Origin of the sequence: Cupriavidus neocaledonicus, assembly GCF_000372525.1 — a bacterium.
Lineage (GTDB): Bacteria > Pseudomonadota > Gammaproteobacteria > Burkholderiales > Burkholderiaceae > Cupriavidus > Cupriavidus neocaledonicus.
The window spans coordinates 1-19456 of sequence record NZ_AQUR01000080.1; the positions used below are offsets into that span (position 1 = coordinate 1).

The 19456-nt window shown below is 69.6% G+C and carries 21 protein-coding genes; 13 read left to right on the plus strand and 8 right to left on the minus strand.

What is annotated here, in order from left to right:
• The 7 genes from A3AG_RS31455 to A3AG_RS0106450 form a co-directional block, all read left to right on the plus strand.
• Nucleotides 1-217 (plus strand): biotin/lipoyl-containing protein (locus tag A3AG_RS31455; protein ID WP_035848048.1); only part of this gene is annotated, 217 nt, incomplete at its 5' end.
• Nucleotides 218-408: 191 nt separating this feature from the next.
• Nucleotides 409-1350, plus strand: a complete 942-nt coding sequence (locus A3AG_RS0106425; RefSeq protein ID WP_018004627.1) for a 2-hydroxyacid dehydrogenase — start codon at nucleotides 409-411, stop codon at nucleotides 1348-1350.
• Nucleotides 1351-1417: 67 nt separating this feature from the next.
• Nucleotides 1418-2353, plus strand: a complete 936-nt coding sequence (locus tag A3AG_RS0106430) for a hydroxymethylglutaryl-CoA lyase (RefSeq protein WP_018004628.1) — start codon at nucleotides 1418-1420, stop codon at nucleotides 2351-2353.
• Between the two features lie 27 nt (nucleotides 2354-2380).
• Nucleotides 2381-2893 carry a YbaK/EbsC family protein gene (locus A3AG_RS0106435; protein WP_018004629.1) on the plus strand — a complete coding sequence of 171 codons (513 nt, stop codon included), beginning with the start codon at nucleotides 2381-2383 and terminating at the stop codon, nucleotides 2891-2893.
• Complete coding sequence (locus tag A3AG_RS0106440; protein ID WP_018004630.1) at nucleotides 2890-3318, plus strand: thioesterase family protein; 429 nt, start codon at nucleotides 2890-2892, stop codon at nucleotides 3316-3318. The genes A3AG_RS0106435 and A3AG_RS0106440 overlap by 4 nt, the downstream gene beginning before the upstream one ends.
• A gap of 21 nt (nucleotides 3319-3339) precedes the next feature.
• Entirely contained in the window at nucleotides 3340-3609 is a 270-nt protein-coding gene (locus A3AG_RS0106445) for a DUF1289 domain-containing protein (RefSeq protein ID WP_115678463.1), read from the plus strand.
• A 32-nt stretch (nucleotides 3610-3641) separates the two neighbouring features.
• Nucleotides 3642-4535, plus strand: a complete 894-nt coding sequence (locus A3AG_RS0106450) for an MBL fold metallo-hydrolase (RefSeq protein ID WP_035848063.1) — start codon at nucleotides 3642-3644, stop codon at nucleotides 4533-4535.
• A gap of 247 nt (nucleotides 4536-4782) precedes the next feature.
• Here the strand turns inward: A3AG_RS0106450 and A3AG_RS0106455 are convergent, their stop codons facing one another.
• The 6 genes from A3AG_RS0106455 to A3AG_RS0106480 all read right to left on the minus strand — a co-directional run bounded on the left by A3AG_RS0106455 (nucleotide 4783) and on the right by A3AG_RS0106480 (nucleotide 11745).
• A complete protein-coding gene (locus A3AG_RS0106455) occupies nucleotides 4783-6978 on the minus strand; it encodes a TonB-dependent receptor (protein WP_018004632.1) in 2196 nt (731 codons plus the stop codon).
• Nucleotides 6979-7137: 159 nt separating this feature from the next.
• Complete coding sequence (locus tag A3AG_RS0106460) at nucleotides 7138-7536, minus strand: hypothetical protein (RefSeq protein ID WP_026163998.1); 399 nt, start codon at nucleotides 7534-7536, stop codon at nucleotides 7138-7140.
• Nucleotides 7526-8815, minus strand: coding sequence for a GTP-binding protein (locus A3AG_RS0106465; RefSeq protein WP_018004634.1), 1290 nt, complete (start codon nucleotides 8813-8815; stop codon nucleotides 7526-7528). The genes A3AG_RS0106460 and A3AG_RS0106465 overlap by 11 nt, the downstream gene beginning before the upstream one ends.
• A 252-nt stretch (nucleotides 8816-9067) precedes the next feature.
• Nucleotides 9068-9487, minus strand: a complete 420-nt coding sequence (dksA, locus tag A3AG_RS0106470; protein ID WP_010813282.1) for an RNA polymerase-binding protein DksA — start codon at nucleotides 9485-9487, stop codon at nucleotides 9068-9070.
• Nucleotides 9488-10097: 610 nt separating this feature from the next.
• Nucleotides 10098-11195, minus strand: coding sequence for a CobW family GTP-binding protein (locus A3AG_RS0106475; RefSeq protein ID WP_018004635.1), 1098 nt, complete (start codon nucleotides 11193-11195; stop codon nucleotides 10098-10100).
• Nucleotides 11196-11223: 28 nt separating this feature from the next.
• On the minus strand, nucleotides 11224-11745 hold the full coding sequence (locus A3AG_RS0106480) for a Fur family transcriptional regulator (RefSeq protein ID WP_018004636.1): 522 nt from the start codon (nucleotides 11743-11745) through the stop codon (nucleotides 11224-11226).
• Between the two features lie 105 nt (nucleotides 11746-11850).
• Between A3AG_RS0106480 and A3AG_RS0106485 the strand changes: the two genes are divergently transcribed.
• The 5 genes from A3AG_RS0106485 to A3AG_RS0106505 all read left to right on the plus strand — a co-directional run bounded on the left by A3AG_RS0106485 (nucleotide 11851) and on the right by A3AG_RS0106505 (nucleotide 16686).
• The gene (locus A3AG_RS0106485; RefSeq protein ID WP_018004637.1) at nucleotides 11851-12750 is read left to right on the plus strand and encodes an alpha/beta fold hydrolase; all 900 of its coding nucleotides are present in this window, start codon (nucleotides 11851-11853) and stop codon (nucleotides 12748-12750) included.
• A gap of 285 nt (nucleotides 12751-13035) precedes the next feature.
• Complete coding sequence (locus tag A3AG_RS0106490; protein ID WP_018004638.1) at nucleotides 13036-14022, plus strand: tripartite tricarboxylate transporter substrate-binding protein; 987 nt, start codon at nucleotides 13036-13038, stop codon at nucleotides 14020-14022.
• A 222-nt stretch (nucleotides 14023-14244) separates the two neighbouring features.
• Nucleotides 14245-14781 carry an ATP-dependent protease subunit HslV gene (gene hslV, locus A3AG_RS0106495; RefSeq protein WP_012351483.1) on the plus strand — a complete coding sequence of 179 codons (537 nt, stop codon included), beginning with the start codon at nucleotides 14245-14247 and terminating at the stop codon, nucleotides 14779-14781.
• 65 nt (nucleotides 14782-14846) lie between these two features.
• On the plus strand, nucleotides 14847-16178 hold the full coding sequence (gene hslU / locus A3AG_RS0106500; RefSeq protein WP_018004639.1) for an ATP-dependent protease ATPase subunit HslU: 1332 nt from the start codon (nucleotides 14847-14849) through the stop codon (nucleotides 16176-16178).
• Between the two features lie 214 nt (nucleotides 16179-16392).
• Nucleotides 16393-16686, plus strand: a complete 294-nt coding sequence (locus A3AG_RS0106505; RefSeq protein WP_018004640.1) for a hypothetical protein — start codon at nucleotides 16393-16395, stop codon at nucleotides 16684-16686.
• 82 nt (nucleotides 16687-16768) lie between these two features.
• Here the strand turns inward: A3AG_RS0106505 and A3AG_RS0106510 are convergent, their stop codons facing one another.
• Together A3AG_RS0106510 and A3AG_RS0106515 are read right to left on the minus strand one after the other, a co-directional pair.
• Nucleotides 16769-17380 carry a response regulator transcription factor gene (locus A3AG_RS0106510; protein WP_018004641.1) on the minus strand — a complete coding sequence of 204 codons (612 nt, stop codon included), beginning with the start codon at nucleotides 17378-17380 and terminating at the stop codon, nucleotides 16769-16771.
• Nucleotides 17377-18771: an ATP-binding protein gene (locus A3AG_RS0106515; RefSeq protein WP_018004642.1), complete on the minus strand. Its 1395-nt coding sequence runs from the start codon at nucleotides 18769-18771 to the stop codon at nucleotides 17377-17379. The genes A3AG_RS0106510 and A3AG_RS0106515 overlap by 4 nt, the downstream gene beginning before the upstream one ends.
• A gap of 186 nt (nucleotides 18772-18957) precedes the next feature.
• Here A3AG_RS0106515 and A3AG_RS0106520 point away from each other — a divergent pair, with 186 nt between their 5' ends.
• Nucleotides 18958-19440: a copper chaperone PCu(A)C gene (locus tag A3AG_RS0106520; protein WP_018004643.1), complete on the plus strand. Its 483-nt coding sequence runs from the start codon at nucleotides 18958-18960 to the stop codon at nucleotides 19438-19440.
• Nucleotides 19441-19456 lie beyond the last annotated feature (16 nt).

A 19456-nucleotide genomic window follows, 5' to 3' on the forward strand; every position in this document is an offset into this window, starting at 1 on the left:
CGGCAAGCTGACCGCGCCGATGCCGGGCAAGGTCATCGCCGTGATGGTCGAGGCCGGCAGCACGGTCGCGCGCGGCACGCCGCTGCTGGTGATGGAGGCGATGAAGATGGAGCACACCATCAGCGCGCCCGCCGACGGCGTGGTCAGCGAAATCCTCTACGGCGTGGGCGAACAGGTGGCGGAAGGGGCCCAGTTGCTGGCGTTCGAGCGGAAATAGGCAGGCAGCCAGGGCATCCGGCGGCGCGCGCCGCGGCACGGCGCAGCACCAGTCATGACTTTGCCCGGTGCGCATGCAAGGCATCTCGGGACGCGGCTCCGCTCGCGCCACGCCGTGCTCCGCCATGCGCCCCCGCGGCGCATTCCTCTGCCAAAATAGCCCTTTGACCCACCAGAGTCGCTGGAGACATCATGAAGTTGCAGTTGTACGTTCCGGATGGCCGTTACGAACCCTGGATCGAAGGCTTTGCCGAGGCCCTGCCCGAAGCCACGTGCGTGACCTGGGACGACAGCCGCGGCGAAGCTGCCGATTACGCCGTGGTGTGGCGCCCGCCGGTCGAGATGCTGCGCGGTCGCACCGACCTGAAGGCGGTGTTCAACCTCGGCGCCGGCGTCGACGGCATCCTCAGCCTGCGCGACGAGGACCCGCAGGCGCTGCCGGCCGGCGTGCCGATCGTGCGCCTGGATGACGCCGGCATGGCCGCCCAGATGGCCGAATACGTCACCTCTGCCGTGCTGCGCTATTTCCGCCGGCTGGACGATTACGCCGCCCAGGCGCAGGCCGGCAAGTGGAAATTCCTCAAGCCGCATCGCCGCGCGGACTTCACCGTCGGCGTGATGGGCATCGGCACGCTCGGTACGCATATCGCCCGCACGCTGGCGGGCTTCGGCTTCCCGGTGCGGGGCTGGAGCCGCACCGCGCGGGCCGTCGAGGGCGTGGTGGGATTCCACGGCGATGCCGGCCGCGCGCCGTTCCTGGACGGCCTGCGCGTGCTGGTCAATGTGCTGCCGCTGACGCCGCAGACCGAGAACATCCTCAACGGCGAACTGTTCGGCAAGCTGGCGCAGGGCGCCTACGTGATCAACGTCGCGCGCGGCCAGCACCTGGTCGAAGCCGATCTGCTCGCGGCGGTGCAGGCCGGCCAGGTCGCGGGTGCGACGCTGGACGTGTTCCGCACCGAGCCGCTGCCCGCCGGGCACCCGTTCTGGCAGGAGCCGCGCATCACCATTACCCCGCATATCTCGGCGTTGACGCTGCGCGAGGACAGCATCGCGCAGATCGCCGGCAAGATCCGCGCGCTGCGGGCCGGCCAGCCGATCGAGGGCGTGGTCGACCTGCAGCGCGGCTACTGAGCCGCGATAGCCGCCATACCCGCCATACCCGCCCCATACCCCACCGGATAAACGACAGGAGACAGCCATGACCATGCCTAACTACGTGAAGATCGTTGAAGTGGGCCCGCGCGACGGCCTGCAGAACGAGAAGGCGATGGTGCCGACGGACGTGAAGGTCGCGCTGATCAACCAGCTTACCGACGCCGGCTTCGTCAATATCGAGGCCGCCTCGTTCGTGTCGCCCAAATGGGTGCCGCAGATGGCCGACGGTGCCGACGTGATGGCGCGCATCCAGCGCCGCGCGGGCACGCTGTATTCGGCGCTGACGCCCAACATGAAGGGCTTCGAGGGCGCGATCGCGGCCGGCGCCGACGAGGTGGTGATCTTCGGCGCGGCCAGCGAGGCGTTCTCGCAGAAGAACATCAATTGCTCGATCGCCGAGTCGATCGCGCGCTTCGCGCCGGTGGCGGCGGCGGCCAAGGAGCAGGGCGTGCGCCTGCGCGGCAGCATCTCGTGCGCGCTCGGCTGCCCCTACCAGGGCGAGGTGCCGGTCAGCTCGGTGGTCGACGTGGTGCGGCGCATGCGCGAGCTGGGCTGCGACGAGATCGACATCGCCGACACCATCGGCGTGGGCACCCCGGGGCGCGTGCAGGAAGTGATGCGCGCCGCGGCGGCCGAGTTCGCGCTGGACCGGATCTCCGGCCATTTCCACGACACCTACGGCCAGGCCCTGTCCAACATCCTGGCCAGCCTGGAAGTGGGCGTCGCGATCTTCCATGCCTCGGTCGCGGGCCTGGGCGGCTGCCCGTATGCCAAGGGCGCCACCGGCAACGTCGCCACCGAAGACGTGCTCTACATGCTGCACGGCATGGGCATCCACACCGGCATCGACCTCGAAGCGGTGGTGCGCGCCGGCGACTACATCTCGCAGGCGATCGGCCGCGCCAACAGTTCGCGCGTGGGCCGCGCCCTGCTGACCAAATGGGCCGCCGCCAGCGACGCGGCGCCGGCCTGCGTGTAAGGCGCGCGGCCGCAAACAGGAGAACGCATGACGATGCCTGACGAAGCGCTGCCCGAGTCCGCGCAGCGCGTGGCCGACCTGCTGGCTGGCCTTGGCCACGACCGGCCCGTGGTGATGCTGCCCGCGACCGGCAAGACCTCGGCCGAGGCTGCGGCGGGGCTGGGCTGCAGCGTGGCCGAAATCGCCAAGTCCATCATCTTCCGCCGCGTCGCCGACGACGCGCCGGTGCTGGTGATCGCCAGCGGCAGCAACCGCGTCGACGAGGCCAAGGTGGCCGCGCGCGTGGGCGCGCTGGGCAAGGCCGATGCGCGCTTCGTGCGCGAGAAGACCGGCTATGCCATCGGCGGCGTCTGCCCGATCGGCCATGCGGTGGCGCCGGTGATGCTGCTGGACCAGGACCTGTTCCGCTATGACAGCCTGTGGGCCGCGGCCGGCCATCCGCACGCGGTGTTCAACCTGACGCCGCACCAACTGCAGCAGATGACCGGCGCCGAAGTGGCCGACGTCGCGATCGCAGCCGTTCCCGGAGCCGCGGCATGAGCCCGGACCTGCGTCCCGGGCTGGCGTTCACATGGCAGTACACGGTGCCGCCCAAGGCCACGGTGCCGCGCCTGTATGACGATATCCCGGGCTGCGCCGAGATGCCCGACGTGCTGGCCACCGGCTACCTGGTCGGCATCATGGAGTGCGCCTGCCTGCAGATGCTGCGCGAACACCTGGACTGGCCGCGCGAGCAGTCGCTCGGCACGCTGGTCAGCTTCTCGCACGTGGCGCCGACCCCGCCGGGCATGACCGTGACCGTCAGGGGCGAGCTGGTCGAGGTCGACGGGCGCCGCCTGCGCTTCCAGCTGAGCGCATGGGACGGCGAGGACAAGATCTCCGAGGGGGTGCACGAGCGCCACCTGATCGACGCCGGCCGCTTCAGCCAGAAGGTCGCGGCCAAGGCCGCGCGCGCGGCGGGCTGAGTGGCGAGCGCGCGCAACGCCATGGCTACGATGCCCCCTTCGCCCGCCTCCCCCGCATCGCTCGCCGCGGAACTGGCCAGGCAGGCCGACGCCGCGATACGGGCCACGCCGGTGCCGTCGCCGTGCCGCAACGTCTGCCGCATGGACCCGTCGAGCGGCTATTGCGAGGGCTGCCTGCGCACCATCGAAGAGATTGCCGGCTGGTCGTCGGCCGGCGACGAAGACAAGCGCCGCATCTGGGCGCAACTGCCGCGGCGCGCCGCAGGGCTGGCCGGCGAGGAGACATCGTGAGCGAAAGCACCGTGCCGCGCTTGCCGGCCTCCATGCGCGTGTTCGAGCGCGGCTGGCTGTCGGCCAACAACATCCTGTTTGCCGACGGCGACGATACCGCGCTGGTCGACACCGGCTACGTCACCCACGCGCCGCAGACGGTGGCGCTGGTGGCCTCCGCGCTGCGGGGCCGGCCGCTGGCGCGCGTGATCAACACCCACCTGCACTCCGACCACTGCGGCGGCAACGCCGCGCTGCAGGCGCGCTGGCAGCCGCGCACCGCGATCCCCGCGGCCGAGGCCGGCGCCGTGGCGGCGTGGGATACCGATGCGCTCAGCTACAAGGCCACCGGCCAGCAGTGCGACCGCTTTACCTTCGACAGCGTACTGAACGACGGCGACATGCTGCGCCTGGGCGGCATCGACTGGCAGGTGGTGGCGGCCCCCGGCCATGATCCGCACGCGGTGATGCTGTTCGCGCCGGCCGAGCGCATCCTGATTTCCGGCGACGCGCTGTGGCAGAACGGCTTCGGCGTGATCTTTCCCGAGCTGGAGGGCGAGAGCGGCTTTACCGAACAGGCGGCCGTGCTGGCGCGCATCGCGCAGCTCGACGTGCGTGTGGTGATCCCTGGCCACGGCAGCGTGTTCACCGACGTCGCCGCGGCGGTCGAACGTGCGCAGGGGCGCCTCGCGTACCTGAGCGCCGACCCGGCGCGCAATGCCGCCCATGCGGTCAAGGTGCTGGTGAAATTCAAGCTGCTGGAAGCGCAGCGGATGACGCTGGCGGCCTTGGCCGCGTGGATGGAGGCGGCGCCGCTGATGGCCCGCATGCGCGAGCGCTTTATGCCGGGGCAGCAAATGGCGGAAATCTGCGCGCAGACGGTGGGGGCGCTGGCGCGGGCGGGGGCGGCGCAGGTCGAGGGCGAGTGGGTGGTGAACCGGGATTAGCTTTGTTTAATGTGTATTGGGGATGGAGGCGCCTGCACTCTCTTCCCCGCCCCTCGCCCCTCGCCCCTCACCCCCGCCCCTCTCCCGCAAGCGGGAGAAGGGAGAACACCGCTGGCCCTTGGACCATGGCCACGGGCATCAAACTTTCGCTGGTTTGCTCCCCGCTCCCGCGCGCGGGAACGGGGCTGGGGGAAAGGGCCGGTGCCTCCACGAAGCACCGCCCCAACCCGCATCGCAGCCTTGTTCTTCAGAACGACGTCCTGAACCCCACCTTCACGCTCCTGCCCGCCATCGGCGCGATATCCCGCAGGATCGATGCCGCGTTGCGCGCGTCCTGGTTGGTCAGGTTGTCGCCGCGCAGGTACACCAGGGTCTGCGTGCCCGCCACCTTGAACTTGTAGGTCAGCGCCAGGCTCAGCAACGTGTAGGCATCGGTCGGCGTGTCGTTGGACGGCACGCGCGTCTGCTTGGCCGCGTAGGTGACATCGACGCGCGCGCCCCAGGGCCCGGCGCCATACACCAGCGCGCCGCCCAGGCGCAGCGGCGCGAGGCGCGGCAGCGGCTCGCCGGTGTCGCGGTTTTCACCGCGCACGTAGTCGGCGCGCGCCTCGAAGTCGAGCGTGTCGCTGCTGGTCAGCATCTTCTGCAGCAGACGCGTCTTGCCTTCGGCCTCGAAGCCGTACAGCGTCGCCGGCACGCCCAGGTACTGGAATTCGGGCAGCGCATCCGGGCTGCCGACCGCGACCACGTCGCCGGCCTCGTCGCGCGCGCGGCCGGTGGCGCTGAGCGCCAGGTAGTTGGCGAAGCGGCTGTAGTAGCCCGACACGCCGGCGCTGTGCGCGCCTGACTTGAAGCGCACGCCCAGGTCGATCGAGGTGGCGCGCTCCTTGTTGGCGTTCGGATCGCCGACTTCCCAGGCACCGGTGGCGACGTGGGGGCCGTTGGCGTACAGCTCGTAGAAGGTCGGCGCGCGTTCGGTGTAGGACAGGTTGCTGGTCAGCGACCACGCCGGGTTCATCTTGTACAGCAGGCCGGCCGAGGCGCTGGTGGCGTTGAAGCTGCGGCTGGCGTCGGCGAAGCGGTCGTTGCCGTTGGCGCTGGCCTTGACGCTGCTGTGGTCGAGCCGGCCGCCGAAGTTCAGCTTCAGGTCGCCACCGGCGGTCAGCGGCAGTTCCTCGAACAGGAACAGCGCCGCGTTGTCGGTGTTGGTGCTGGGCACGAAGGCCTCTTCGCCCAGCGCCGAGAAGTTGGTGTGGCCGAACTGCGTGCCGATCACGCCGGTCAGGTTGCCGATCCTGGCGTGGCGGGCCTCGAAGCGCGCGTCCCAGCCGCGGTTCTTGAAGATGGTGCCGGTCTCGCCGTCCTCGATTTCGCGGTGCTCGTAGTCGGTGAAGCTGACCTTGCCCTTGACCGACTCGAGCCAGCCGCCGGTGTTGCCGGCGAGGTTGCGCGCCTCGCCTTCCAGCGCGAAGCGGTCCTGCTTCATCTTCAGCCGCACCGCGTCCTCGGCGGGTGTGCCGTAGTCGTTGCGGTAGGCGCTGTAGTTGGCACCGACGAAGCCATCGGCCCAGGTATAGGAGCCGCCCAGCGAGCCGCCCTGCTGGTCGGCGCTGGTATTGGGCAGGCGCCCGTAGGGCTCGGTCTCGCCGTCGGGCAGCGGCTCGGCGTTGCGCAGGCGATCGCTGCGCGCGTAGCCGGGGATGCGCAGGTCGCTGGTCTTGCGCGCGAAGGCATCGGCGTGGACGGCAAACTTGCCGTTGCCGGCCTCGATCAGCGCGCTGGCGTTACGCGCCTGGTCGCCGCCGTCGGTGGCGCTGGCATCGACCGCGCCACCGACGCCTTCGATCGGCTCCTTGGGAATGCGGTTGTCGATCACGTTGACCACGCCGCCGATGGCATTGCCGCCGTACATCAGCGCCGCCGGCCCACGCACGACTTCGATGCGCTCGGCCACCAGCGGATCGACCGGCACGGCGTGGTCATAGGACAGCGTGGAGGCGTCGACCGTGGTGCCGCCGTTCTGCAGCACCTTGATGCGGTCGCCGTCCAGGCCGCGGATCACCGGCCGGCTGGCGTTGGGGCCGAAGTAGGTCGACGACACCCCGGGCAGCTTGTCCAGGGTCTCGCCCAGCGTGCTGGCCTGGCGCACCGCCAGCGCGTCGCCGCCCAGCGTCGAGACCGGCGCCACCATGTCGTTCAGGTCGCTGCCGAGCGGGTTGGCGGTGACCACGACTTCGCGCAGCGTGGCGCCGGCCGGCGTGGCGGGAGCGGCGGCGGGAGCGGCATCGGCAGCCGGCGCCACGGCGGTTTGCGCCAGCGCGGCCGGCGCTGTGAAAGCGGCGGCCAGCGTGGCGGTGAGGGAGGCGGCCAGCGCCGCCAGCGGCGTCAGGCGCGGGGCGGCAGGCTGGGTGTAACGGCGGGCGGTGTAACGGTTCTTCGACATGGCGCGCGGAGCAATGCAGTGGCAATCGGCCCGGCTGGCACGGCGGCCTCGGCCAGGCGCGGCACACCCGCGATGGGGCATGGCGGCGCGGCCGACAGGGCGCGTGTTCAGCTCGGAATGCGTAAGACGGCGGGTGCGCGGCGCTGGCCGCGTCCCGGATCAGGCGAGGGCGATGGCCGGCACCGGCGGGGCGCGTGACTGGAAGGGATGGGCAGCGGGCAGGTCGGGCCAGCGCCAGGCCAGGCTGGCGGGCTTGACCGGCTTGCCGAAGGCAAGCTGCAGTGGCGGCAGCTTGCCGCAATGCGTGTCGGCGATGGTGGCGCCATCGAACAGCACGCACGAGTGCCCGCTGAAGGCCTGCGACAGCGGGTGCGGGTCATTGTCGGACGCGGCGGCGTTGGCCGCGGCCGGGGCGCCGGCCGGTGCGAGCAGGCCGCCGTGGACGATGCGGTGGGTCAGCCCGGCATGCTGCGCCAGCAGCAGGCACAGCGCCAGGCACAGCGCGGACCACAGGCCCGGGCCGTGCGCGCGCAGGCGGGCGAACCAGTCAGTGCGCATGGGGAGGACCGCCGTGGCCGCCATGACCGTGATCGTGGCCGGGATCGCCGCAGCCGCAGTCATCGCCATGGCTGTGATCGTGGCCATGGTCATGGTCATCGTCGAAATCCTCGACCCAGGTCGGGAACGGGTCCGGATAGGCGGCCCAGGCATCCACCCCGGCGGCCATCTCGGCATCGTTCAGCAGGCAGGCGTCGAGACGGGCCTGCAGCGCGGCGTGGTCCAGGTCCAGGCCGATCAGCACCAGTTCCTGGCGGCGGTCGCCGAATGGCGCCGGAGCGCCGGCGTCATGCATGTCGGCTTCGACTTCCGCGCGCTCGGCGGCGTCGGCCGGCCATTCGGCCGGGTCCAGCGCAGCCCACCAGGCACCGGCGCCGCCATGGCGGCAGACGCCGCCTGACTGGTTCCAGTCGCCCGCGGTCTCCATGCGGCTCGCCAGCCAGAACAGTCCTTTGGAGCGCAGCACGCTGCCATGCTCGCGCAGCCATTCGGTATGGATCAGGTCGGCGAAGCGTTGCGGGTGGAACGGGCGGCGGCGGCGGTAGACCAGCGTGGACACGCCGCTGGCAGCGTCCGCCGCGGGCGCCTCGCCACGCAGCGCGGCGAGCCAGCCGGGGCCATCGGCGGCGGCTTCGAAATCAAAGCGGCCGGTGCCCTGCACGCGCCGGGGCGGCACCTTGCCGAAGCTGGCCTCGACGATGTCGGCGCGCGGGTTCAGCGCCTGCAGCGCCGCGCGCAGCCGCGCCAGCTCCGCGGCGCCGACGAGCTCGGCCTTGTTCAGCACGATCACGTCGCCGCCTTCGACCTGCGCCACCAGCACTTCGGCCACGGTGCGGTCGTCGTCCTGGCCCTGCGCCAGGCCGCGGTCGGCGAGGAATTCGGCTTCGTTGAGGTCGCGCAGCACGATGGCGGCATCGACCACGGTCACCAGCGTATCGGGCTGCACGGCCGCGTCGGGCCCCGCGCCGTGCTCGGCCTCGAACAGGAAGCCTTCGGCGATTGCCAGCGGGTCTTCCAGGCCGTCGGCCTCGACCAGCAGCGCGTCGAAACGGCCCGTGGCGGCCAGCCTTGCGGCTTCGGCGAGCAGCGGCTCGCCGGAGGGCAGCAGCGTGGCCTCGCAACCGGCCGGCAAGGGCGCCAGCGCTTGCCCATGCTGCGCGCCGCAGACCAGCACGCCGACACGGCCGCCCGCGCCATGCGCGAGCAGGTGGTTCAGCAGCGTGGTCTTGCCGGCGCCGGGAAAACCGGACAGCACGGTGACGGGCAGGCGATCAGCCATGGCAGCAGCAGGAAATGTGGAGAGGGCAACGCAGCGCGCCGATCACGGGCGCGCTGTTGCAACAAGGTTGCGAATTTACCAGAAAGGCCGCGGCGGCAACAGCCGGATGATTCTCAATGGCAGGCCGTGGCCCTGGCGCGACAAGGGCAGTCGCGCTGGTCGCGGCCAGCGCGGGCCGCCACAAAAGCAAACGGCCCGGTTAGCCGGGCCGTCTCGTCACGCAGGCCGCGCCGACTGGCGGCGCGCCCGGCATCAGTCGCCGAACAGCTTCTGGCGCAGTTCGCGGCGTTGCTGCGCTTCCAGCGACAGCGTCGCGGTGGGGCGCGCCAGCAGCCGCGGCACGCCGATCGGCTCGCCGGTTTCCTCGCACCAGCCGTAGTCGCCGGACTCGATGCGCTGCAGCGACTGTTCGACCTTCTTCAGCAGCTTGCGCTCGCGGTCGCGCGTGCGCAGCTCCAGCGCGTGTTCTTCCTCGATGGTGGCGCGGTCGGCCGGGTCCGGCACGATCACGGTTTCGCGCAGGTGTTCCGTGGTCTGGTCAGCGTTCTTCAGGATTTCGTCGCGCAGCTGTTCAAGGCGGTGCTTGAAGAAGGCGAGCTGCGCTTCGTTCATGTAATCCTTGTCGCTCATCTTCAGGATTTCAGCTTCAGTCAGAAGTTTGTTGCTGCTCATGGTTGCTGCTGATTCTCTTGTTGATGCGGCCGGCGGCGTCTCAGTCCGCTCGGGTGCGCTGTCCGCGCGCTTGCGCGCCACGGTTGTTTCACTCTGGCTGGCTGCAGTCTTGCTGCTTCGCGGGCCTCCCTTCCTTGCGCCCGCTTCGGCGTTCGCCGTACTGCCGCGGGGAGCGGGCGCGGCCTTCACAGGCTGCGCCTTGAGCGTCTCTGCCGCTGCACTACCAGTCTTGCTGCGGCTTTCTTTGGTCTTCGTTGCGGCTGTCATGGGGACACCTCTCTCTCGCGTCAGTCAGTGACGGCGCGCGTCGGGGCACCCCAAGCGGAACAGGCGGTCTCCGCACGAAGCACTGCGACCGCACCTGCCGGCGGCCTGCCTCATGCTGACGACAACCGCCGCCCTGCAAGTCCACCGGCAAGCGGTGGACCGGACACCGGCGGCGGGAAAAAGGTGCGCCACCGGTATCAAATCCGGCCTATTGTACTTGAACAAATTTTTCGGAGATACGGGGAAAACCGGCTGGCGCTTCGGTATTTCCCCGGTACCCCGAACGGGGGGCAGCCGCGCGGCGGTGTCGGAAGGGATGCCGCCCATGGGACGGCAGGCGCACTCAGGCCAGGCAGTTCTCCAGACCCTTGAGGATGGCGTCGCGGGGCAGGTCCACGCCGATGAACACCATGCGCGTGCCCGGGGTCTCGTCTTCCCACTTGGCACCGATGTCGCTGCCCATCAGCTGGTGAACGCCCTGGAACACCACTTTGCGGTCCACCCCCTCCATATATAGTACGCCCTTGTAGCGCAACAGTTTTTCCCCGTAGACCGCCAGGATTCCGGACAGGAATTCTTCCAGCTTGCCGTAGTGGAATGGCTTGTCGCTGCGGAAGACGAACGACGCGATGCGGTCGGTGTGGTGGTGGTGGTGATGGTGGTCGTGCGCATGGCCATGGCCATGGCCATGATCGTGGTCGTGGTCGTGGCCGCAGTCGGCGCCGCAATGGTCGCCATGCTCATGGTCGTGGTCGTGCGCGTGGTCGTGGTCGTGTTCCTCGGCGCGCAGGAATTCCGGGTCGATCTCGAGCTTGGCGTTCAGGTTGAAGCCGCGCAGGTCGAAGATGGTGTCGATCGGGGCCTCGCCGAAATTGACCAGGCGGATCGGCGCGCGCGGGTTCATATGCAGCAGGCGGTGGCGCAGCTCGGCCACGTCGGCTTCGCTGACCAGGTCGGACTTGGTGATGAAGATGGCGTCGGCAAAGCCGACCTGGCGCTGCGCCTCTTCCTGCTTGTCCAGCTGCAGGTGGGCGTGCTTGGCATCGACCAGCGTGATCACCGCGTCGAGCAGGTAGCGCGAGGCGATTTCCTCGTCCATGAAGAAGGTCTGCGCCACCGGGCCCGGATTGGCCACGCCGGTGGTCTCGATCACCACGCGGTCGAAGTCGATCTCGCCGGCGTCGCGGCGCGTCAGCAGCGTCGACAGCGCCTGCACCAGGTCGCCGCGGATGGTGCAGCAGATGCAGCCGTTGCTCATCTGCACGATCTGCTCGCGGCCATCCTGCACCAGGATCTCGTTGTCGATGTTCTCTTCGCCGAACTCGTTCTCGATCACGGCGATCTTCATGCCGTGCTGCTCGTTCAGGATGCGCTTGAGCAGGGTGGTCTTGCCGCTGCCGAGGAAGCCGGTCAGGATCGTGACCGGAATCAGTTTGGACATTGTTGGTTCTCCGGGAAATGGGTGCCGGTCAGTGGGCGGCGCGCGTACGCTTGCCGCACTCGGCGCAGACGCCGTTCACGGTCAGTTCGATATGTTCGATGGCAAAGCCGCTGGGCACGCGCGGCGCGGCCGGCTGCGCCGGGGCGGCGGCGTCGTCCAGGCAGAAGGTGCGGTCGCAGCGGGTGCAGTGGAAATGGCTGTGCTGGCGATGCTCCTGCGCGCGCGCGGCCTCGTGCTCGACCAGGCTGAAGCGGAACACGCGGTCGTTGCCGGCGCGCTTCTGCGCCACGCCCTGGTCCACCAGCCAGTCCAGCACGCGGTAGACGGTGACGCGGTCGATGGTCTCGCCGGCCTCGGGCAGGCGGTCGATCACGGCCTGGTGCGTCAGCGCCTCATCGCTGCCGATCAGGCAGGCCAGGATGCACAGCCGTGGCTGGGTCACGCGCGCGCCCAGCCGGCGCAGGCGTTCATGGGCGGCCTCCAGGGGCGACGGGGTCGGGCTTGCCGGTTCCGGCGCCAGGGCCGGCCGGTCCGGACTGGGACGGGTCATGGGCGGATTTAACCATAGCCCTACGGTTGTTGCAATTCAGTTGCGTCAGCCGCGGCCGCGGATTGCGCCTATGATCGGCACAGGACCACCTGAGCGGAGACCCACATGCTGAATGACGCGAGCGCGCTGCTGTTCCCGAATTTCGAACCGTTCCGGCAACAGGTCGGCGAGGTCGAGATCGCCGGGGTGCGGGGCGGCTCGGGGCCACCGCTGCTGCTGTTGCACGGCCACCCGCAAAGCCACCTGATCTGGCACCGGGTTGCGCCCGCGCTGGCCGACCACTTCACCGTGATCGCCACCGACCTGCGCGGCTATGGCAGCAGCGCGGCGCCGCCCGGCAATGCCGGCCACGAGCACTACAGCAAGCGCACCATGGCGCAGGACCAGGTGGCGCTGATGGCGGCCCTCGGCTACCCGCGCTTCGCACTGTGCGGCCACGACCGCGGCGCGCGCGTCTCGCACCGGCTCTGCCTGGACCATCCCGACGCGGTCAGCCGCGCCATGCTGCTCGACATCGCGCCCACGCTGGCCATGTACGAGCGCACCAGCATGGCGTTCGCCGCGGCCTACTGGCACTGGTTCTTCCTGATCCAGCCGGCGCCGTTCCCCGAGACCCTGATCAACGCCGAGCCGGACTTCTATATCCAGAAGCTGATGGGCCTGCGCCACGCCGGCCTGGCCGCGTTCGCGCCCGATGCGATGGCCGCCTACACCGCGGCGATGCGCGACCCGGCGCGCGTGCACGCCATGTGCGAGGACTACCGCGCCGCCGCCACCATCGACCTCGAGCACGACCGCGCCGACCGCGAGGCCGGGCGCCGCCTGGCGCTGCCGCTGCGCGTGCTGTGGGGCGAGCACGGCGTGGTGGCGCGCTGCTTCGAGCCACTCGCGCTGTGGCAGGAAGTGGCCACCGACGTAAGCGGGCGCGCGCTGCCCTGCGGCCATTACATCCCCGAGGAAGCCCCCGAGCCGCTGCTGGAGGAAATGCTCGGTTTCTTCCGCTAGCCGGCGCTGTTGCGAAACGCGGTGTTTACGGGCGATTGCTGCCATATCTCCCTGGTTTCGCGCCATATGCCGCGGATTGCAGGCGGGTTAGCCCCTATACCTGGGCATTGTCTGGTGTTGTTAACATCATCCCCCGCCCTTGCGGTTTACGGCAGGGGCAGCGGCGCCAGCCGGCCATGGTCCAAACGCGGCTAGTGAGACCGCGCCAGAGCGCCCCGCGCGAGCAGGGGCCGGCCGGCGGCAAGGCTTGCTTGACGGGTATCGAAGGAATCAGGAGAAGAGAGCATGAAACGAGTGGCAATGACGATCGCGGCCGCGCTGGCAGTCGGCGCGATGGGCGTGGCGACGGGCGCGTACGCCCAGGAATTCCCGGGCGGCAAGCCGATTTCGGCGGTGGTGCCGTTCTCGGCCGGCGGCCCGACCGACAAGGTCGCGCGCGAGCTGACCGCGATCATGTCCAAGCACCTGGGCGCGACCGTGGTGATCGAAAACCTCGGCGGCGCCGGCGGCACCATCGGCGCCAAGAAAGTCGCGCAGTCGAAGAACGACGGCCACACCGTGCTGATCCACCATATCGGCATGGCCACGGCGCCGGCGTTGTACCGCAACCTGGGCTTCGATCCGCTCAAGGACTTCGAGATGGTCGGTGAAATCGCCGACGTGCCCATGATCCTGGTCGGCAACAAGCAGCTGCCGCCGAACAGCTTCAAGGAATTGCTGCCCTACATCAAGGCCAACGCCGCCAAGCTGTCGCTGGCCAATGCCGGCATCGGCTCGGCGTCGCACCTGTGCGGCCTGCTGTTCCAGAGCGCGATCCAGACCGAACTGACCACCGTGCCGTACAAGGGCGCGGCGCCGGCACTGACCGATATCCTGGGCGGCCAGGTCAACCTGCTGTGCGACCAGACCACCAATCTTGCCGGCCATCTGAAAGCCCATTCGGTCAAGCCGTACGCGGCCATGCAGGCCCGCCGCGTGGAAGCGTTCAAGGATGTCCCGACTGCAGCCGAACAGGGCATGCCCAACGTGGAAGTGAAGGTCTGGCACGCGATGTACGCGCCCAAGGGCACGCCCAAGCCGGTGATCGACAAGCTCTCGGCCGCGCTGCAGAAGTCCGTCGCCGACCCGGCTTTCCGCGCCAAGATGGCCGAGCTGGGCGCCGAGGCGGTGCCGGCCCAGCGCGCCACGCCGGAATCCCTGCGTACCTACCTGGGTGCCGAGATCAACAAATGGACTCCGGTGATCAAGAAGGCCGGCGTCTACGCGGACTGACCTGCTGGAGTGATGCATTGGACGCGCTGGCCGCCGGCCGGCGCGTTCCGATCGAAGGCCATGCGCTTGCGCATGGCCTTTCTTCTTTTCGGGCCGTGGCGGCAGCGCGGCGGCCGGCATCCTATATTGGTCAGACTGCCGCCGCGGCTGGCTGCGCGACAGGCCTTGAAACCGCGCGGGGGCGTCGCCAACTACGGTCCTGACATATTCACGGAAGCCACCATGGAACAGTATCACGGCACTACCATCGTCAGCGTCCGCCGCGGCAATCAGGTCGCGCTGGGCGGTGATGGTCAGGTCACGCTCGGCAATATCGTGATGAAGGGCACCGCGCGCAAGGTGCGCCGCATCTACAACGGCAAGGTGCTGGTCGGCTTTGCCGGCAGCACCGCCGACGCCTTCTCGCTGCTGGACCGCTTCGAGGCCAAGCTCGAGAAATACCAGGGCAACCTGACGCGCGCCGCGGTCGACCTCGCCAAGGACTGGCGCTCGGACCGCGCGCTGCGCCGGCTCGAGGCCATGCTGATCACCGCCGACCGCGACACCACGCTGGTCATCACCGGCAACGGCGACGTGCTGGATCCCGAAGGCGGCATCGCCGCGATCGGCTCGGGCGGCGCGTATGCGCAGTCGGCGGCCAAGGCGCTGATGGAGAACACCGAGATGGCGCCCAAGGACGTGGTCGAAAAGGCGCTGACCATCGCCGGCGAGCTCTGCATCTATACCAACACCAATTTCGTCATCGAGACGCTGGAATAAGCCGCTGGCACCAGCGGGGCCCGGCGTACGCCCCCCGCGCACCGCGCCCCAACTGAACGGATACCATGTCGCACACCATGACCCCGTCGGAAATCGTTTCCGAACTCGACAAGCACATCATCGGCCAGAACAAGGCCAAGAAGGCCGTGGCGGTGGCGCTGCGCAACCGCTGGCGCCGCCAGCAGGTGGCCGAGCCGCTGCGCCAGGAAATCACCCCCAAGAACATCCTGATGATCGGGCCGACCGGCGTCGGCAAGACCGAGATCGCGCGGCGCCTGGCCAAGCTGGCCGACGCGCCCTTCATCAAGATCGAGGCCACCAAGTTCACCGAGGTGGGCTATGTCGGCCGCGACGTCGACACCATCGTGCGCGACCTCGCCGAGATGGCGATCAAGCAGACCCGCGAATCCGAGATGAAGAAGGTGCGCACCAAGGCCGAGGACGCCGCCGAGGACCGGCTGCTCGACGTGCTGCTGCCGCCGCCGCGCGACATCGGCTTCTCGCAGCCGGAAGAGAAGGATTCCAACACGCGCCAGGTGTTCCGCAAGAAGCTGCGCGAGGGCCAGCTCGACGACAAGGACATCGAGCTCGAGGTCTCCGCCGGCATGCCGAGCATGGACATCATGGGCCCGCCGGGCATGGAAGACATGACCGAGCAGATCCGCTCGATGTTTGCCGGCCTGGGCCAGGGCAAGAAGGCGCGCCGCAAGATGAAGGTCAAGGAAGCGTTCAAGCTGCTGATCGACGAAGAGGCCGCCAAGCTGGTCAATGACGAGGAACTGAAGCACAAGGCCATCGCCAACGTCGAGCAGAACGGCATCGTGTTCCTGGACGAGATCGACAAGATCGCCAGCCGCAGCGATATCGGCGGCGGCGAGGTGTCGCGCCAGGGCGTGCAGCGCGACCTGCTGCCGCTGGTCGAGGGCACCACGGTGAACACCAAGTACGGCATGATCAAGACCGACCATATCCTGTTCATCGCCTCGGGCGCGTTCCACCTGTCCAAGCCGAGCGACCTGATCCCCGAGCTGCAGGGCCGCTTCCCGATCCGCGTCGAGCTCGAGTCCCTGTCGGTGCAGGACTTCGAGGCCATCCTGACGCAGACCGATGCCAGCCTGACCAAGCAGTACCAGGCGCTGCTGAACACCGAAGAGGTCAACCTGGTGTTCGCGCCGGACGGCATCCGCCGGCTGGCCGAGATCGCGTTCTCGGTCAACGAGAAGGTCGAGAACATCGGCGCGCGCCGGCTCTACACGGTGATGGAGCGGCTGCTGGAGGACCTGTCGTTCCACGCCAGCAAGTCTTCCGGCGAGACCGTGACCATCGACGCGGCGTACGTGGACGAGCGCCTGGGCGACCTGGCCGGCAACGAGGACCTGTCGCGCTACGTGCTGTAAAGCCCGCCGCCGCATGGCAAATGAAAGGCGCACCGCGGTGCGCCTTTTTTCATGTCCGTGCGTTTCTACCTGCCACATCCCGGTAAGGCTCGTAAGCATTGGTAAGCCCGCTGGCGGGCGTTGCCGGGCGATGCGACCCTTGCGCACCTTGACGGTCGATTGACCGGTGCGGGAGCCACCGCATCCCCCTCAACCCACTGGCAGGAGAAATCACATGATCCATTACAAGACCCGCCGGGTGGTGCTCGCCACCGGCGGCCTGCTGGCCGCGCTGGCCGCTGCCACGGCCTTCCTTTGCATTCGTCCGGCGATGCCGGCCGCCGCCGCCGCGCAAGCGGGCACCCTGGGCGCGGCCGCCGCCGCGGCGGCGACGCTGGCACTGGATTCGGGCGCGCTGTTCACGCTGGCGGACCGCCACGCCGGCGATGCCATGCGCATTGCCGACAGCGGCGCGCCGCCCGATGGTGCCGACGGCCTCGACTGGGACTACGTCCAGCTGCGCCTGTAAGGCGGCGCGATGCCATGCCCCGCAGCACCACGTGGAAAGGCCGCGCACTGCGCGGCCTTTTGCATGATCGGGGGTAGCGCCGTCAGCGTGATACCGGCCGCTTGCCCAGCTTGCGCTGCAAGGTGCGCCGGTGCATGTTCAGCGCGCGCGCGGTGGCGGAGATATTGCCGCCGTGCTCGGCCAGCACGCGCTGGATATGCTCCCACTCCAGCCGCGCCACCGACAGCGGCACCGGCTCTTCCAGCGCGGCCTGCGCCGCGTCTTCCGACACGCCCGCCATCAGCGCGGTCAGGATCGAATCGACATTGGCCGGCTTGGCCAGGTATTCGTCGGCGCCCTGCTTGACCGCCGCCACCGCGGTGGCGATGCTGGCGTAGCCGGTCAGGATCAGGATGCGCGCGTCGGGCAGGGCCTGGCGCAGCGGCGCCACCAGCTGCAGCCCGGACTCGGCGGGGGCGGTGCTGCCGGCTTCGGGTGGCGGCTCCAGGTGCAGGTCCAGCGTGACATAGGCAAAGTCGGTGCGCGCCGCCAGCGCCAGCGCGGTGCGGCCGTCATGCGCCACCGCCACGGCGTAGCCGCGGCGCGTCAGCGCGCGCGCCAGCGTGCCGGCAAAGACTTCATCGTCGTCGATCACCAGGAAGGGCGTGCCGGCCGGTGCGGTGGCTTCGGGTACCGGGGTGAGGGGTTCGTTCATAAGGCAGAGGGCACGGTCGCGGCCGGGGCCGCCGATGCGGAAAGCGTGGAGAGCGCGGGCAGGCGCAGTTCGGCGACGGTGCCGCCGCCCGGGCGGTCATGCCAGGCGAGTTCGCCGCCCATCTGCCGGGCGGCGCTTTGCGCCAGGTACAGGCCGATGCCCTGGCCGCCGTGCTGGCTGGCCACCGGGGTCTCGCCGAGCTGGCCGCGCAGCGCTTCAGGGATGCCGTCGCCGTGGTCGGCGACGCGGAACGACAGCCATGGCGCGGTGTTGCCCGGAGCCATGGCGATCTGCAGCTGCAGCGGCTGCGCGCCGCGGCCGGCGGCCTGCTGGCTGCGCGCGGCGTTGTCCAGCAGGATGGTCAGGATCTGGCCGACGCGCGCGGTTTCCACCGCCTGCGCGCCGGCGCCCGGCGTGGCCACGGCCTGCAGGCTGGCATTGGGATGGCGCAGCTGCCAGCGCTCGGCAAACGCCGGCAGCCAGCCGTCGATGCGCTGCGGCGCCAGCGTGGCCGGGTCTTCGCGCAGCCGCGCCAGGGTCGAGCGGCACAGCGCCAGCTGCTGTTCCATGGTCTGCAGGTCGGGCAGGTAGCCGCTGATGGCGGCGGCGCCGCGGCCCGCGTCGGAGGCATCGGCGCGTAGCTCGCCGGCAATGACTGCCAGTGTGGCCAGCGGCGTGCCGATTTCATGCGCGACCGCCGCGGCCTGGCCGTTCAGGTCTTCGACGCGCGCTTCGCGCAGCAGCTGCTCGCGCGCCAGGTTCAGCTGCGCCTCGCGCTGGCGCAGCACACCCGAGAGGCGCGCCACGAACAGCGCGATCATCACCGCGCTGGCGACAAAGTTCAGCCACATGCCGGCCAGGTGGTAGGTCACCGCGTTGTCCGGGTTGTGCAGGTCCAGCGGCACGTATTCGATCAGCAGCACCGTGTAGCAGGCCAGCGCGTACAGCGCCAGCGCGATCACCTGGCGCCACGGCAGGATGGCCGCGGCAATGGCAAGCCCCGGCAGGTAGAACGAGACGAACGGGTTGGTGGCGCCACCGGTATAGAACAGGATCGCCGACAGCGCGGTCAGGTCGACCAGCAGCTGGCCCATCAGCTCGGCCTCGCCGGGTGCGCTGTTGCGCCGCGTGTGCTGGCGCAGCCGCAGCCCGGTGAGCAGGTTGAACAGCGCCTGCAGCCCCAGCACCACCAGCAGCGGCGTGTAGGGCAGGCGGATGCCGGCAATCGGCTCGCACACCAGCACGGTCAGCGCCTGTCCGCCCAGCAGCGCCCAGCGCAGCCAGAACAGCCGGCGCAGCGTGACCTGGCCATGGCGCGCCGAACTGCCGGCCGGCAGGGGCGACAGGAAGGGAAAGTCGGGCAGGCGGGTCATGGCTGGGGCGGGGCGCATGGCGCGAGTGTATCAATGCCGCCGCGGGGCGCCGGCGCGTGCGACACCTTGCCGCATTGGCGGGCCGCCGCGGCGGCTGCCAGACTGGCTGGTTGCGTTGTCGATCGCGCGTGCCGGGCGGCCCCGGCGGGCCCGGGCGTGGGCGGTCCCCGCATGGTCTAATGTCTGCTTTCAGGAGAGCCTTTGATGCAAGCCAAATTCCGTCCGGCCACGCTGGCCGCTTCCTTTGCCCTCGCCGCCTCGCTGGCATCGGGCGCCGCGCTGGCCCAGGTCGATGTCAGCAACGCCTGGGTGCGTGGCACGGTGCCGACCCAGACCGCTTCCGGCGCCTTCATGGTGCTGCATGCGCACCAGGACGCGAAGCTGGTCGGCGTCTCGTCGCCGCTGGCGGCGGCCGAGCTGCACGAGATGAAGATGGAAGGCAACGTGATGCGCATGCGCCAGCTCAAGTCGCTGGACCTGCCCAGGATGCAGAACGTCGAACTGAAGCCGGGCGGCTACCACGTGATGCTGATGGACCTGAAGGCCCAGCTCAAGCCCGGCGATACCGTGCCCATCACGCTGAAGATCGAGCAGGGCGGCAAGGTGGTCGAGCAGAAGGTCACGGCCGAGGTGCGCAGCATGGTGCCAGCCGCGGCCAGCGGCGGCCACGGCGACCACAAGCACTGAGTGGCTACCAGCGAGC

Coding starts and splice junctions, on each gene's coding strand:
- A3AG_RS0106425 (WP_018004627.1), top strand. CDS start 409: ATGAAGTTGCAGTTGTACGTTCCGGATGGCCGTTACGAACCCTGGATC.
- A3AG_RS0106430 (WP_018004628.1), top strand. CDS start 1,418: ATGACCATGCCTAACTACGTGAAGATCGTTGAAGTGGGCCCGCGCGAC.
- A3AG_RS0106435 (WP_018004629.1), top strand. CDS start 2,381: ATGACGATGCCTGACGAAGCGCTGCCCGAGTCCGCGCAGCGCGTGGCC.
- A3AG_RS0106440 (WP_018004630.1), top strand. CDS start 2,890: ATGAGCCCGGACCTGCGTCCCGGGCTGGCGTTCACATGGCAGTACACG.
- A3AG_RS0106445 (WP_115678463.1), top strand. CDS start 3,340: ATGGCTACGATGCCCCCTTCGCCCGCCTCCCCCGCATCGCTCGCCGCG.
- A3AG_RS0106450 (WP_035848063.1), top strand. CDS start 3,642: ATGCGCGTGTTCGAGCGCGGCTGGCTGTCGGCCAACAACATCCTGTTT.
- A3AG_RS0106455 (WP_018004632.1), bottom strand. CDS start 6,978: ATGTCGAAGAACCGTTACACCGCCCGCCGTTACACCCAGCCTGCCGCC.
- A3AG_RS0106460 (WP_026163998.1), bottom strand. CDS start 7,536: ATGCGCACTGACTGGTTCGCCCGCCTGCGCGCGCACGGCCCGGGCCTG.
- A3AG_RS0106465 (WP_018004634.1), bottom strand. CDS start 8,815: ATGGCTGATCGCCTGCCCGTCACCGTGCTGTCCGGTTTTCCCGGCGCC.
- dksA (WP_010813282.1), bottom strand. CDS start 9,487: ATGAGCAGCAACAAACTTCTGACTGAAGCTGAAATCCTGAAGATGAGC.
- A3AG_RS0106475 (WP_018004635.1), bottom strand. CDS start 11,195: ATGTCCAAACTGATTCCGGTCACGATCCTGACCGGCTTCCTCGGCAGC.
- A3AG_RS0106480 (WP_018004636.1), bottom strand. CDS start 11,745: ATGACCCGTCCCAGTCCGGACCGGCCGGCCCTGGCGCCGGAACCGGCA.
- A3AG_RS0106485 (WP_018004637.1), top strand. CDS start 11,851: ATGCTGAATGACGCGAGCGCGCTGCTGTTCCCGAATTTCGAACCGTTC.
- A3AG_RS0106490 (WP_018004638.1), top strand. CDS start 13,036: ATGAAACGAGTGGCAATGACGATCGCGGCCGCGCTGGCAGTCGGCGCG.
- hslV (WP_012351483.1), top strand. CDS start 14,245: ATGGAACAGTATCACGGCACTACCATCGTCAGCGTCCGCCGCGGCAAT.
- hslU (WP_018004639.1), top strand. CDS start 14,847: ATGTCGCACACCATGACCCCGTCGGAAATCGTTTCCGAACTCGACAAG.
- A3AG_RS0106505 (WP_018004640.1), top strand. CDS start 16,393: ATGATCCATTACAAGACCCGCCGGGTGGTGCTCGCCACCGGCGGCCTG.
- A3AG_RS0106510 (WP_018004641.1), bottom strand. CDS start 17,380: ATGAACGAACCCCTCACCCCGGTACCCGAAGCCACCGCACCGGCCGGC.
- A3AG_RS0106515 (WP_018004642.1), bottom strand. CDS start 18,771: ATGCGCCCCGCCCCAGCCATGACCCGCCTGCCCGACTTTCCCTTCCTG.
- A3AG_RS0106520 (WP_018004643.1), top strand. CDS start 18,958: ATGCAAGCCAAATTCCGTCCGGCCACGCTGGCCGCTTCCTTTGCCCTC.